The organism is Pseudonocardia sp. ZF1 (genome assembly GCF_056835605.1).
The window spans coordinates 365,812-379,160 of sequence record NZ_JAJNBY010000002.1 but is presented as its reverse complement, the minus strand read 5'-3'; the positions used below and the strand labels follow the sequence as shown (position 1 = coordinate 379,160).

The window sequence follows — 13,349 nt, the reverse complement described above, 5'->3', positions numbered from 1 at the left end:
TGGGCGGGTCAGGCGGAGACGGTCCAGGTGTCGCGGCCGTCGAGCAGCGACTGGAGATCGGCGGCGGGGTTCTTGTCCTTCGCGGCCCGGACCTGGGCGCGGGCGGCGTCGTCGTAGGTGGTGCGGTCGACGTTGCGGAAGATGCCGGTGACGGTGTGGTTGAGGTCCTGGTCGCTCAGCCGGGAGAGGGCGAAGGCGAGCTCGTGGTTGGCCGCGTCGTGGATCACCGGGGTGGCGCCGTCGGCGGGGACGACTTTCAGCGTGAACCCGTCCTGGACCACGGCCTGCCGGTTGTCCTCGGGGCCGAAGACGATCGGCTCGCCGTCGCGGATGGCGACGAGGCGCTGGTCCTTGGTTTCGGGCTTGCGCAGCAGGTCGAAGCTGCCGTCGTTGAAGATGGGGCAGTCCTGGAAGATCTCCACGAGCGCGGAGCCGCGGTGCGCTGCGGCGGCGCCGAGGACCTCGGTCAGCGACTTGCGGTCGCTGTCGAGGGCTCGTCCGACGAAGGTGGCTTCGGCACCGAGGGCGAGGGAGATGGGGTTGAAGGGGTGGTCGAGTGAGCCCATGGGGGTGGACTTGGTGATCTTCCCGACCTCGCTGGTGGGGGAGTACTGGCCTTTGGTGAGCCCGTAGATGCGGTTGTTGAACAGCAGGATCTTGAGGTTGACGTTGCGGCGTAGGGCGTGGATGAGGTGGTTGCCGCCGATGGACAGTGCGTCTCCGTCGCCGGTGACGACCCAGACGGAGAGGTCCTCGCGGCTGGTGGCGAGGCCGGTGGCGATGGTGGGGGCGCGGCCGTGGATGGAGTGCATGCCGTAGGTGTTGAGGTAGTACGGGAACCGGGAGCTGCAGCCGATGCCGGAGATGAAGACGGTGTTCTCGCGTTTGATGCCGAGGGTGGGGAGGAACTGGCGGACGGCGGCGAGGACGGCGTAGTCGCCGCAGCCGGGGCACCAGCGGACCTCCTGGTCGGAGGTGAAGTCCTTGGCGGTCTGCTTGGCGTCGGTGGTGGGGACCAGGTCCAGTCCGCCCGAGCCGAGGCCGGGGAAGCCAAGTTCGATGGTCATGCGTGGGCCTCCAGCCCGATGATGTAGTCGAAGAACACGTCCTGGAGCTCCTCGGCCTTGAACGGCAGCCCGGAGACCTTGGTGTAGGACTTGGCGTCGATGAGGAACTTCCCGCGCAGGAGCAGGGCGAGCTGGCCGAGGTTCATCTCCGGGACCAGCACGGTGTCGTAGGCGCGTAGGACCTCGCCGAGGTTGGCGGGCATCGGGTTGAGGTTGCGGATGTGGGCGGTGGCCACGTGGTGGCCCTTCGCGCGGACCCGTCGGGCGCCGGCGACGATGGGGCCGTAGGTGGAGCCCCACCCGACGACGAGGACCTTCGCCTGCCCGGAGGGGTCGTCGACGGTGATGTCGGGTACCGGGATGCCGTCGATCTTGGCTTGGCGCAGCCGGACCATGCGGTCGTGGTTGTCCGGGTCGTAGGAGATCGAGCCGCGGCCGTCGGCCTTCTCCAGCCCGCCGACGCGGTGTTCCAGGCCGGGGGTGCCGGGGATGGCCCACGGCCTCGCGAGGGTGTCGGCGTCGCGCAGGTAGGGCCAGAATTCCCCGGAGCCGTCGGGGGCGTTGGGTTCGGTGGCGAACCCGGGATCGACCTGTTCGAGGGTGGAGGCGTCGGGGACCTTCCACGGCTCGGACCCGTTGGCCAGGGCGCCGTCGCTCAGCACCACGACGGGGGTGCGGTAGCGCACGGCGAGGGCGGCGGCTTCGAGGGCGGCGTGAAAGCAGTCGCCCGGGGACTGCGGCGCGATGATCGGCAGCGGGGCCTCGCCGTTGCGCCCGTACATGGCCTGGAGCAGGTCGGCCTGCTCGGTCTTGGTCGGCAACCCGGTGGAAGGTCCGCCGCGCTGGACGTCGATGACCAGCAGCGGCAGCTCCAGGGCGACGGCGAGCCCGACGGTCTCGGCCTTGAGCGCCACACCCGGCCCGGACGTCGTCGTGACCCCGAGTGCCCCGCCGAAGGAGGCGCCGAGCGCGGCGCCGACGCCGGCGATCTCGTCCTCGGCCTGGAAGGTGGTCACACCGAACGCCTTGTGCTTGGACAGCTCGTGGAGGATGTCCGAGGCGGGGGTGATCGGGTAGGAGCCGAGGAAGACGGGCAGCCCGGTGGTCTGCCCGGCCGCGACCAGGCCGTAGGCCATGGCGGTGTTCCCGGTGATCTGCCGGTAGGTGCCCGGGGCGAGCTTGGCGGGGGCGACCTCGTAGGTGACCGCGAAGGCTTCGGTGGTCTCCCCGTAGGCGTGCCCGGCGCGGAAGGCGAGGATGTTGGCCTCGGCGATGTCGGGCTTCTTCGCGAACTTCTCCCGCAGGAACCGTTCGGTGCCCTCGTGCGGGCGGTGATACATCCAGGAGAGCAGGCCGAGGGCGAACATGTTCTTCGCCCGCTCGGCGTCCTTCTTGCTCAGCCCGGTCTCCTCCAGGGCTCCCCGGGTGAGGGTGGCCATGGCGACCTCGTGGACCTGGAAGTCTTCTAGGGACCCGTCCTCGAGGGGGGACGCGGCGTAGCCGACCTTGGTGAGGTTGCGCTTGGTGAACTCGTCGGTGTTCACGATCAGCACCCCGCCCTTGGGCAGGTCGGCGATGTTCGCCTTGAGCGCGGCCGGGTTCATCGCAACCAGCACGTCGGGCCGGTCGCCGGGGGTGAGGATGTCGTAGTTGGCGAAGTGCAGCTGGAACGACGACACCCCGGGCAGGGTCCCGGCAGGCGCCCGGATCTCGGCGGGGAAGTTCGGCAGCGTCGACAAGTCGTTGCCGAAGGTCGCGGTCTCCGAGGTGAACCGGTCACCCGTGAGCTGCATACCATCGCCCGAGTCACCCGCGAACCGGATGACCACCCGGTCCTTCGTGACGACCCCGGGCACTGTCTTCGTATGCACGTGAACTTCCTCCAGTCAAACGAGCCCTGTCCGTCGCCTCGCCCCCCAGCGTGCACCGCACCCGAGCCGACCATCGCCATCAGCAGCCCATCGGCCGCATGCGCCCGGGGTTGGCGATCAGGCGTTGACAGGCACCGTCCGGTCGTTCACGAGGAGCAGCTTGCCGACGACACCGCCCGCGGCGAGCATCCGATGTGCCTGTGCCGCCTCGGACAGGGGGAACCGGGCGTGCACGACCGGGCGAACCCGGCCGTCGGCGATCATCGGCCAGACCCGGTCGCGGACCTCGGCGACGATCGCCCCCTTGCCGCGAGGCCCGTCGACCGGCCTACTGCGCAGGCTCAGCGCCGCGATGCTCCCGCGTCGGGCGAGCAGCGCGGCGAGGTTCACCTCACCCACGAGTGCTCCCTGCACGCCGATCACCACTATCCGGCCGTCCGGTGCGACCCCCGCGACGTTCGCGGCCAGGTTCGTGCCGCCCATGTTGTCCAGGATCACGTCGGCCCCGCGGCCTCCCGTCGCCTCCGCCAACGCCCCGGCGACATCCCCGCCGTAGTCGATCACCTCATCGGCCCCGAGCTCGCGGCAGACGTCGAATCGCGCCGGGTTCGCCGTCGCCACGACCCGTGCCCCGACCGCCCTCGCGACCTGCAGGGCGTGGCTACCGATACCGCTGCTGGCGCCGTGCACCAGCAGCGTCTCACCGGCGGACAGCCCGGCGTGCATCATCACCGTGCTCCACACGGTGCAGGCCACCTCCGGGAACGAACCCGCCACCTCCAGGTCGACGCCGGACGGGACCCGCAGCAGTTGGGCCGCGGGCACGGTGACCTTCTCCGCGTAGCCGCCGCCCGCGAGCAACGCGCACACCTCGTCGCCCACGGTCCATCCGACGACCCCCGGCCCGACCTCGGCGATCCGCCCGGAGCACTCCAGCCCGAGGAGCTCCGACGCACCGGGTGGCGGCGGATAGTGGCCTTCCCGCTGCATCAGATCGGCCCGGTTCACCGCGGTGGCGGCAACATCCAGCACGACCTCGCCGCAACCCGCCACAGGATCCCGGACCTCCGTCCAGCTCATGTTCTCGGGACCACCGGGGCCACTGACCACGATCGCATGCACGGCACGAGGCTAGGTGCCCCTCGACCGGGCGGACCGCGTCACGCGCGAACCCCGCCGCCCAGCCGCCGCCCTGACAATCGAGCTGGCCCAGCCGCCGGCCCTCGTGGTAGACGGACGTGGCCGCCTCCGGGGCGCGCATTCCCCAGCCGACCTGTGCTCGGGGCGGACACGACCGCTTCCTCCAGCTCGACGACGTTCACCAATCAGCAATCCTCCCCCTCGTCGTCAGTTCTCATAGCTCCCATGACCCCGATGGAAGGATCGACACCGCCTCGCCGACGGCCCGGCGAGACCACTCCTCCGCCCGACGGGGCCGGCCCATCACGGTGGGACTGCTCGGCGTGGCTCCACGCCGGATCCTGGAGGACCCGAGCGCAGTCGCGGTAGCGGGCGACGACATGGGTGCCGAGTGACCCCAGCGGGAAGCCGAGCGTGTCGCGCAGGACGGCGTAGGCACCGTAAGGATTATGGCCGTGGGCGACGTCGAGCGCCGCTCCCACCGCCATGGCCACAGGGTTCTCGGCGGCGGGGCTCGCCGACGCGGTCCCGCGGGGCGGAGCACTGGTCAGATCCACGGTGGAGTCCGTTCGGGAGAGGTGCGCCAGACCCCCGGAGCCTCGACGGGCGGCCCCACCGCGACAACGGTACCCACCGAGAGCTATCGCGGCATTGTCGCTCCGAATCCGCTACTGCGCGGCGAGGTCACGCCCGCGTCACCGCCCTGGGACGACCACCGCCACCGCGACCCCCGACCCGCCCAAATCGTCGACCGCGACGGGCACCCGACGTCTCCGACGAGTCACCCTCGCACGCGAGTCCGAGAACGGGCCACCCGGTCGTTGCCGGGTGACGGAGCGGGGACTAGCGTCCTTCGCCGTGTCGTGGGCCGAACAGGCGGCGCGTCTGGCACACGGCGCGTTGGCGGACACCCTGCCTCGCCGCTGGGCGCACGTGCAGTCCGTGGCCGAGCGCGCTCAGGTGGTCGCCGCCCCCCTCGGTGACGACGCCGAGGCCGACGTGCTGGTATCCGCCGCGTGGCTGCACGACGTCGGCTACGCCCCCAGAATCGTCGACTCCGGATTCCACCCGCTCGACGGCGCACGCCACATCCGGTCGCTCGGCTACCCCGAGCGGGTGGCCGGCCTGGTCGCGTTCCACTCCACGGCACTGGTGAAGGCGCAGATCCTGGGGCTCGACGAGCAGCTGCAGGCTGAGTTCGACGACGAGCGCACGGTCCTACGCGATCTACTCTGGTACGCCGACATGACCACGGGCCCGGGTGGTGCAGCGGTGACGTTCGACGAGCGGATGAGCGAGATCCGCCACCGTCGGGCCGATCAGCCCGACGCGATCGCCGCACTGGATCGCAGCCTCGCCGAGCGGCGCGCCACCGTGGGGCGGGCCCAGCGCTGGCTCGATGAACGACACGTCCGGGCCGAACCCCCGCCCGGTGCTGCGGGTCCGGCCGCGACTCCGACCTGGCGAGGTGGTCAGCCGCCGTTCGCCGATCCAGATCCCAGCCGAGCCCGACAACGTACGTCAACCCGACGTTGACAGCGCATTCGTCAATGCTAGGTTGACGTCGGTTACCGAAACGTTAACCAGAGACGGCGGAGGGGGTGCGACATGGCAAAGAAGAAGGCCAAGAAAAAGTGAGACAAGGCGGCACCGACACACCCCGAGCACTCGACGTGTTCGGGCGGCTCGGCGCCCCGCCTTCCCCTCCTCCCGCCGGTACGCCGATCCCGGCCCGGCGACCCCGAGGATCGACGCCAGGTCGCACGGCGCCGGTCGCGACAGCGGTGACGACGGCGGGCTGTCAGTCTCCGTCGTGGCGCGCGGCGCGACGCTGCAGCTTCGGGGCACGTCCGTCGCGCCGCCCCCGCACCGGCAGGCGGATCCGGGCGACGGTGGGCGCACCCCGGGAGTGAGCATCGATCCGGCCGAACGCGGCCTCGAGACGAGCCCGAGGGATCGCGTAGCGGATCCCGCACCGGTCGTCGCAGTAGAACCTGACCAGGTCCTCGTCCGAGCCGCCCGGTGTCGACGAGTGCCGAGGCGCACGTGACGGCGGTCCGGACGGGGAGAGGTAGCGAATCGCTCCGCGAGTGTTCGCCCCGTCGATGCGGCCGAGCCCGCCTACCTCGTTGGCGTGAAGCTCACCAACGATGCGGTCGCACCCGCTGCACAGCAGCTCCACGACGAGCAACCGTTGTCGCACAGGCGATGCGCCGTACGGTGTACACGCGTTCCTCTCGCGCATGAACCGGACGCTAGGACGGACAAGGCGGTGTCGCACGCTGAGTCACCCGGCGGTGGTGCATGCACTCCGATGACCGACGTGCGCTCCTGACGGGGCGAAACAAGCCTGACCCCCTCCCCGAGGACATGCTTCGGATGCATCATGTTCCGATGTCGTTCACCCGCTCGACGACCCCCAGTGCGGACGGCACCCCCAAGCCTGCGGCGAGCGTCGCGTGCGCGATGCCAGACCATCGCCGGTCGCTCGGGCATGAGGTCTACATCGCCGGCCGCTACCGCAACGGCGCCTTCTCGGACGCGTGGACCGACGTCACCCGCTGCGCCGAAGGCACCTTCACCGCCTACGCCGCCGCCTGTCCGTGTGGCTGGCACGGACCTACCCACCGCCCGGACGACAACGGCGCTCGCGCGTGTCACCGAGGCGGGCGACTCGACCATCACGACCACCACCGGGACCGCAGCGTCCCTCGCCTCGGCCTCGGCGCCGTGCGCTGACCGGAACGACCCGGTGCCGGGGTCTCAGGCCCGGCCGCTCCGCGGACGTGGACGAGGCGGAGTGACCTGCGAGCGTGCCGCCTGCAGATGTCGCGCGACCTCGCCGGTGATGCGATCCGCGTCGGCCTCCAGCCGCTCGCGCCGATCCGCCTCCGGGACCCCGGCGTAGGCCACCACGAGGTCCTCCAACCGCTGCAGCAACACCGCCGCAGCCTCCGCCCGAGCCTCCCCGGGCAGCAACACACGCTCCACCATGACGCCATGTGAACCGCCCCGGCGTGTCCGGAGAGCTATCGGGTTGAGTGCTCTGACTCGGGCTGGCCGATGTGTTGACGGTAGTGCGCGGCCTCCAGCTCGGCCGGGGGCAGGTCCGCGGCAGCGGAGTGCAGCCGTCGGTGGTTGAACCAGTCGACGTACTCGAGGGTGGCGATCTCGACCTGCTCGACCGTGCGCCACGGACCTCTCGGCTTGATCAGCTCGGTCTTGAACAGCCCGATCGTCGACTCCGCCAACGCGTTGTCATACGCGTCGCCCACCGACCCGACCGAGGGCGCCGCGCCGGCCGCGGCGAGTCGTTCGGTGTAGGCGATGGACCGATATTGCGACCCCGCATCCGAGTGTGCGACCAGCCCGGACAGGTCCTTATGGCCCTGTCGGGCGCGAGTCCATACCGCGTGTTCGAGGGCATCGAGCACCAGCTCGGTACGCATCGACGTGGCCGCGCGCCAGCCCAGGATCCGCCGCGAACAGGCATCGATGACGAAGGCGACGTAGACCATCCCCGACCACGTCGGCACGTAGGTGAAGTCAGTAACCCAGAGCTGGTCCGGGGCCGGCCGGTCGAACCGGCGCTCGACCAGGTCACCGGCCCGCGGCCCACCACCGTCGATCGTGGTGCGGACCCGGCGTCCGCGGCGGACCCCGGCCAGCCCCGCCGCGCGCATCAGCCGCTCGACCGTGCATCGGGCGACGTCGATGCCCTCGCGGCCCAGCTGGATCCAGACCTTCCGAGCGCCGTAGACGCCATAGTTCTCGGCATACACCCTGCTGATCTGAGCGGTCAGTTCCTCGTCACGCACCTGCTGTCTGCTCGGGGCCCTCAACGCCGCGGCGCGGGCGGCGTAGTAGGTCGACGGGGCGATCGCCACGCCCAGCTCGGCGAGCTGGGCGCAGATCGACGCGACACCCCACCGTCGTCCCACCGTGGAGCGGGCGGCGTGCTGGTCGATGAACCTCACCAACGCTTGTGTGGCCGGTCGATCTCGGCCGCGAAGAAAGCCGAAGCAGCCTTGAGGATCTCGTTGGCCCGCTTGAGCTCCGCGACCTCCCGGCGCAGCCGCTTGACCTCCTCGGACTCCTCAGTGGTGGTGCCCGGCCGGACACCACCGTCGATCTCGGCTTGACGGACCCACTTGCGCACCGTCTCCCCGGTGCCGACCCCGAGCTTGGTGGCGACGGCGTTCATCGCCGCCCACGGCGAGTCGTAGTCCGACTCGACCTCGGCGACCATGCGCACCGCCCGCTCACGCAACTCCGGCGGATACGGCGGCTGGGAACGACGTGTCATGACTCCATCTCCTCAGAAGATCAAGTCTCCCGACACGCCGGGGCGGTTCAGTGGAGCAGCTCGCCACCGGGCTGAGTGCTCACAAGCCCAGCCGGGTCACGGCATTGCCCACGAGCGGGGCGTGGTCGCGGTCGTAGGTCTCGATCATGGCGTCGCTGGTGTGGCGCGTCTGGCGGCGTACCGAGCGGTGGTCGGCGCCGTTGCGGCGGGCGGTGGTGACGAACCCGGCGCGCAGTGAGTGGAACCCCAGCGGGCCCGGCAGGCCCGCGGCTTCGGCGCGGCGGCGGACCATGGCGTGCAGGGCGTCGCCGGTCATCGGGGTGTCGGTGAGGGTGCCGCCGCGGCGGATCGCCCGCAGCAGCGGTGTGTGCCCCGCCAGCGTGGGTGCCGGGGCCCGGAACGACCGGGCCGCCGGCCCGTGAGTTCCCGTGGCGCCGGCGTCGACGGGCGTGGAGGCGCGTGCGTCACCAGCGCTGTCGTCGGTGGGGTCGGGGTGCGGGAACAGGTGGCCCAGGTCGGGCCAGGGCGGGGTGGCCAGGACGGCGCGCATCAGGGCCGGGCGACCATGCGGGGCGGCGGCGAGCAGCCCCATCCAGCGCAGCACCGCGCACGGCGGGCAGGTGCCCGCCCGGGCGCCGTAGGGCAGCACCACGGTGGCACCACGCCCGGTCTGGTCGGTCTTGGACCGGGCGATGTGTACGTGCAGCCCGTCGGCGGGGTGGAAGGACACGTCGGCGACGGTGAGGGCGGCGAGCTCGCTGCGGCGCAGCGCTCCGGTGAATCCGATCAGCAGCGCGGCGGCGTCGCGGGCGCCGATCAACCCGGCCGGCCACGTCCCGAACCCCATGTCCGCGAGCACGGTGCGCAGGTCCTCCAGCAGGAGCGGGCGCATCTGGTGGGTGGCGTGGGCGCGGGTGCGGCGGATCCCGGTGAGCACCGCACCGACGGCCGGGTCGCGGGTCGGGGACGGGTGGCCGGCGTCGTGGTGGGCGGCGGCGATCGCGGCCAGGCGCCGGCCCATCGTGGCCGGGGAGAACACCGCCTGCCCGTCCGCGGTGCGGGTGGCCTCGAGATCGGCCAGGTAGAGTCGCACGGTGTCCACCGCCGCCGGCAACGCCGGTAGCCCCGCCGCGGTACACCAGCGGGAGAAGTGCGCCCAGTCCCCCGCATAGGCGGCGCGGGTGCGCGGTGCCCGCGCGGCGGTGGCGTGGGCGTCGGCGCGGGCGGCCAGCGCGGCCAGCGACGCGGCCCGGGCGGACGCGGCCGCGACGCCACCGGGCAGCACCGCGGTGTCGAGCGCGGTGTCGAGCTCGACCCTGGGCTCGGCCGCGGCGCCCGCACCGGGGCCCATGTCGGTGCCCGGGTGGGCGTCGATGGCCTTCTCCACGCTCATTCGGGGCCCTCCCTGGACATGGACCTGCGCCCGTGGCCGCGGGATAGGTCAGATAACGGGAGATTATCGCGTGTCTCAGCCGCACAGGTGGAAGTGACCAGGTGCGCCGCCCACGACGACCGAAACGAGGCAGATCCGCCCGCGGGAGACGGCCCTGAACAGGGCAGACTCCCCTGACCTTCCTCCCGACTGCCGGATCCTGGGAGGCTGGAGGCTGGAGGCATGGCTCCGATCCGTAAGGTCCATGCCGCGTAGGCGCCCAGCCCAGGTACGGGCGAGAAACCAGCGACAGCCGCGCCCGACTGCGATACGCGGTGTCTCGCTCTCGACCAGCCGGGCGCTCGACCGACTCGACCGACCACGGCTCACCTCGGGCAGCGTCCGCACCGATCTTCTCTCGTGGCGTCGCGTCACCCTCAAGCCACGTTCCACGCTCCAGCGAGAGAACAACGACTGGGTCCAGTTCATCGGCCCGTTCAGCCGAGATGTCCTCGAGCAGGCTCTGCACGCCCTACCTCGGCATCGTCGCGCATCGCTCCGCAGCCAGATCACCCAGCTCGACGCCCGGTTCCTGGACATAACTCTGAACAATCCCACCGTCGACCCGTCACTTCCCTGGTGGTGGCGCCGCACCTGAGCTGCACCGACTGGGAATGGCTCCACCGTGGTCACTGAGGATCGCCCCGGTCGATGACGAGGGGCCGTGGTCGCGGGGGGGTGTTGGCGACCGTGCGGGGCGGCGGCTGTCGAGCCACTGTGACCGTCGAGGTTTCGGCCCGCAGCTGGCCGAGGATCCCGATGATCGGCGTCTGCCGATCATGCGCAGCGGGTACCAGCACCACAGTCTGGCCCCGAACGGTCAGAGACCTGCCCCCGCTAGCCGCGTTGTGAGCCGAGCCACGTCCGCGGAGGAGGTGTATAAGATCGACTCCGCGTGATCTTGGTGGGGAGTTTAGGCGGTCAGGGGCTCGGCTGTCACGGCCGGCTGGCCGGTGCCGGACTCGACGGTGACGATCCTGATCCGCGACTTCGCCAGGACCTCCAGGCCCATGTAGCGGCGGCCCTCGGTCCACTCGTCGCTCTGCTCGGCGAGCACGGCCCCGACGAGGCGGATCAGGGCGTCGCGGTCGGGGAAGATTCCGACCACGTCGGTGCGGCGGCGGATCTCCTTGTTCAGCCGTTCCTGGGGGTTGTTCGACCAGATCTGCCGCCAGATCTCGTGCGGGTAGCCGGTGAAGGCGAGCAGTTCCTCGCGGGCGTCGTCGAGATGCGCGGCGGCATCAGGGAACTTGGCGCTCAGCGCGTCGACGACGCGGTCGTACTGGGCGCGCACGGCGTCGGTGTCGGCCTGGTCGAAGATGGTGCGTACCTGGGTCGCCACGTGCGGTTGCGCGCTCTTGGGGACGCGGGTGAGCAGGTTGCGCAGGTAGTGGGTGCGACACCGCTGCCACCCGGCGCCGGGCAACGCCGCCCCGATCGCCGAGACCAGGCCGGGGTGCGCGTCGCTGATCACCAGCTGCACGCCCGAGAGTCCGCGGGCGACCAGGCCGCGCAGGAACGCCAACCAGCCGGCCCCGTCCTCGGCGCTGGCGACGTCCAGGCCGAGGATCTCGCGGTGGCCATCGGCGTTCACGCCGGTGGCCAGCAGGGCGTGCACGTTGACCACCCGCCCGTCCTCCCGGACCTTGATCGTGAGCGCGTCGACCCACACGAACGTGTACGGGCCGGCATCGAGTGGACGCTCGCGGAACGCGGCGACCTGGGCGTCGAGGTGGCCGGCCATCTCCGAGACCTGCGACCGCGACAGACTCTTCACCCCGAGCTGCTCGGCGAGCTTCTCGACCCGCCGGGTGGACACGCCGAGCAGGTAGGCGGTGGCCACGACGGTGACCAGTGCCTGCTCAGCGCGGCGGCGGTGGGTCAACAGCCAGTCCGGGAAGTACGACCCCGACCGCAGCTTGGGGATGGCGAGCTCGACGGTGCCGGCGCGGGTGTCCCACTCCCGAGCTCGGTAGCCGTTGCGCTGGTTGGTGCGTGCGTCGCTGCGCTGGCCGTAGTCGGCGCCGCAGGCCTGGTCGGCCTGGGCCGACATCATGGCGTTGGCCAGCGAGGTGATCATCTCGCGGAGCACGTCCGCGGACACGCTCGCCGAGGCCAGCTCGGTCACGAGCTGGGCAGGGTCCACACTGTGCGGTGCGGCCATCGTGGTGATCCTTTCGTGAGTTCCTTGGTCGGTACTCGTGAAAGATCACGCGGTGGCCGTCTCACGTCACGACGCCACGCCGCTGATCAGCGACGAACCCGTACACCACCTCTCAGGACGCAGCCAACGTGAGCCGGTTTCGGCACTACGAAGCCGCTAGAATGAACCTAGATCGGGAGGTGGCACCGATGAGCGGCCCGGAAGACGACCTGTCGGCCGAGCAGGTGCGTGTGCACCGCGAGGCCATGATCGCGCTGGGGCGCCGGCTGCCCCAGACCACGCTCGCCGACACCGCGGCCCAGCTGCAGACCGCCGAGCTCCGCGCTCCCGCGGTGGGGGCGCCGATCATCATCGACACCGACATCGGTGGCGACGCCGATGACGCCCTCGCCCTGGTCGCGGCCGCCCGCCACAGTCGCGAACTCGCCCTGGTGCTCACCGCCGACGAGACCGGCCCCAACCACCGCGCCACCCACCCTGCTGGGCGGGGATACGGGCAGCGGGCCCGATTCGCCCGGCACCTGCTCGACACCATCGGACGCGGCGACGTCGCGGTCGCCGCCGGCGCGACGACCGGACACACCGACTACTTCTGCGTCGCCGACCTCATTCCGGCCACTGTCGCCCCTCCCCCCGGTGGCCGAGATGCTGTGCTGGCCGCGGTCGCCGAGTTCGCCGGCCGTTGCGATGGGCCGATCCGGTGGGTCGGGATGGCGCCCCTGTCGAACCTGGCCGAGGTGTGTGACCACCTCCCCGAGATCGCCGCCCGGTTGCAGGTGACCCAGATGGGCGGGGCGATCCACTACCGGCGCCCGGAACGGGCCGAGCACAACATCCGACTCGACGTCGACGCCGCCCGCCGGGTGCTGGCCGCGGTCGCCGACGGGCGCCTGGCCAAGCCACGGTTCGTCTTGTCCGACACCACCTTTACCGAGCAGATCGCCGTGCACGCCACCCACCCGCTGCACCGGCGCCTTGCCGGCCGTGCCGAGTCGTGGGCGGTGTTGCTGGAGGGGCACCTGCAGCGCTGGTACCGCGACCACCACGACTCGACGCTGCAGCACGACGCGCTGACCCTGTCCGCCGCGCTCGGGCTGCCGTTCGTGCGCAGCGCGACCGCGCGCATCGCGATGGACGACATCGGCCGCTGGAGCATCCCCGACACCAGCGACGCGGGTGGGGCAGCGGGTACGGGGCTGCGGGTCAGCCGCAGCGCGGACTACCAGGCCTTCATGACCTGGCTCGAACACGCCCTCGACCCGGCCACCCCGGCCACCGCGGGCACCGTCGACCTCAGCGGCACCGGGGCCCGGGCCGGTGCTGGTGTGGTGTCCGGGGCCGGGGTGCGGCGGCCGGCCTGACTACCCCA

The 13,349-nt window shown here is 71.3% G+C and carries 10 protein-coding genes; 3 read left to right on the top strand and 7 right to left on the bottom strand.

Going from position 1 to position 13,349, the window contains the following annotated elements:
- Window positions 1-8: 8 nt before the first annotated feature.
- The 3 genes from ZF1_RS28995 to ZF1_RS28985 all read right to left on the bottom strand — a co-directional run bounded on the left by ZF1_RS28995 (window position 9) and on the right by ZF1_RS28985 (window position 4,060).
- The gene (locus tag ZF1_RS28995; protein ID WP_253066999.1) at window positions 9-1,067 is read right to left on the bottom strand and encodes a 2-oxoacid:ferredoxin oxidoreductase subunit beta; all 1,059 of its coding nucleotides are present in this window, start codon (window positions 1,065-1,067) and stop codon (window positions 9-11) included.
- Entirely contained in the window at window positions 1,064-2,938 is a 1,875-nt protein-coding gene (locus ZF1_RS28990; protein WP_253067000.1) for a 2-oxoacid:acceptor oxidoreductase subunit alpha, read from the bottom strand. Before ZF1_RS28990 ends, ZF1_RS28995 begins: the two co-directional genes overlap by 4 nt.
- 117 nt (window positions 2,939-3,055) lie before the next feature.
- Entirely contained in the window at window positions 3,056-4,060 is a 1,005-nt protein-coding gene (locus ZF1_RS28985) for an NAD(P)H-quinone oxidoreductase (protein WP_253067001.1), read from the bottom strand.
- Window positions 4,061-4,936: 876 nt separating this feature from the next.
- On the opposite strand from ZF1_RS28985, the gene ZF1_RS28980 reads away from it, so the two are divergent.
- Both ZF1_RS28980 and ZF1_RS28975 read left to right on the top strand, forming a co-directional pair.
- Window positions 4,937-5,614, top strand: a complete 678-nt coding sequence (locus ZF1_RS28980; protein ID WP_253067002.1) for an HD domain-containing protein — start codon at window positions 4,937-4,939, stop codon at window positions 5,612-5,614.
- Between the two features lie 858 nt (window positions 5,615-6,472).
- The gene (locus ZF1_RS28975) at window positions 6,473-6,817 is read left to right on the top strand and encodes a hypothetical protein (RefSeq protein WP_253067003.1); all 345 of its coding nucleotides are present in this window, start codon (window positions 6,473-6,475) and stop codon (window positions 6,815-6,817) included.
- A gap of 24 nt (window positions 6,818-6,841) precedes the next feature.
- Here ZF1_RS28975 and ZF1_RS28970 read toward each other — a convergent pair whose 3' ends face one another.
- From ZF1_RS28970 to ZF1_RS28955, 4 genes are all read right to left on the bottom strand, one after another.
- On the bottom strand, window positions 6,842-7,072 hold the full coding sequence (locus tag ZF1_RS28970; protein ID WP_253067004.1) for a hypothetical protein: 231 nt from the start codon (window positions 7,070-7,072) through the stop codon (window positions 6,842-6,844).
- 35 nt (window positions 7,073-7,107) lie between these two features.
- Window positions 7,108-8,384 (bottom strand): IS3 family transposase gene (locus tag ZF1_RS28965; RefSeq protein ID WP_232021061.1). Its coding sequence is split into 2 segments (ribosomal slippage): window positions 7,108-8,096 and window positions 8,096-8,384, totalling 1,278 coding nucleotides; the frame shifts between segments, so codons are not numbered across the junction.
- 79 nt (window positions 8,385-8,463) lie between these two features.
- Window positions 8,464-9,777 carry a site-specific integrase gene (locus tag ZF1_RS28960; RefSeq protein WP_482638905.1) on the bottom strand — a complete coding sequence of 438 codons (1,314 nt, stop codon included), beginning with the start codon at window positions 9,775-9,777 and terminating at the stop codon, window positions 8,464-8,466.
- Window positions 9,778-10,729: 952 nt separating this feature from the next.
- Window positions 10,730-11,980, bottom strand: coding sequence for an IS256 family transposase (locus tag ZF1_RS28955; protein WP_482636277.1), 1,251 nt, complete (start codon window positions 11,978-11,980; stop codon window positions 10,730-10,732).
- Window positions 11,981-12,168: 188 nt separating this feature from the next.
- Between ZF1_RS28955 and ZF1_RS28950 the strand changes: the two genes are divergently transcribed.
- Window positions 12,169-13,341 (top strand): nucleoside hydrolase, encoded by a 1,173-nt coding sequence (locus tag ZF1_RS28950; protein WP_482638904.1) that lies wholly within the window; start codon window positions 12,169-12,171, stop codon window positions 13,339-13,341.
- Window positions 13,342-13,349: the final 8 nt, after the last annotated feature.

What these genes read in the sequence shown, in the direction of transcription:
- ZF1_RS28995 (WP_253066999.1), bottom strand. Translation starts at nt 1,067, where the DNA reads ATGACCATCGAACTTGGCTTCCCCGGCCTCGGCTCGGGCGGACTGGAC.
- ZF1_RS28975 (WP_253067003.1), top strand. Translation starts at nt 6,473, where the DNA reads ATGTCGTTCACCCGCTCGACGACCCCCAGTGCGGACGGCACCCCCAAG.
- ZF1_RS28970 (WP_253067004.1), bottom strand. Translation starts at nt 7,072, where the DNA reads ATGGTGGAGCGTGTGTTGCTGCCCGGGGAGGCTCGGGCGGAGGCTGCG.
- ZF1_RS28960 (WP_482638905.1), bottom strand. Translation starts at nt 9,777, where the DNA reads ATGAGCGTGGAGAAGGCCATCGACGCCCACCCGGGCACCGACATGGGC.
- ZF1_RS28955 (WP_482636277.1), bottom strand. Translation starts at nt 11,980, where the DNA reads ATGGCCGCACCGCACAGTGTGGACCCTGCCCAGCTCGTGACCGAGCTG.
- ZF1_RS28950 (WP_482638904.1), top strand. Translation starts at nt 12,169, where the DNA reads ATGAGCGGCCCGGAAGACGACCTGTCGGCCGAGCAGGTGCGTGTGCAC.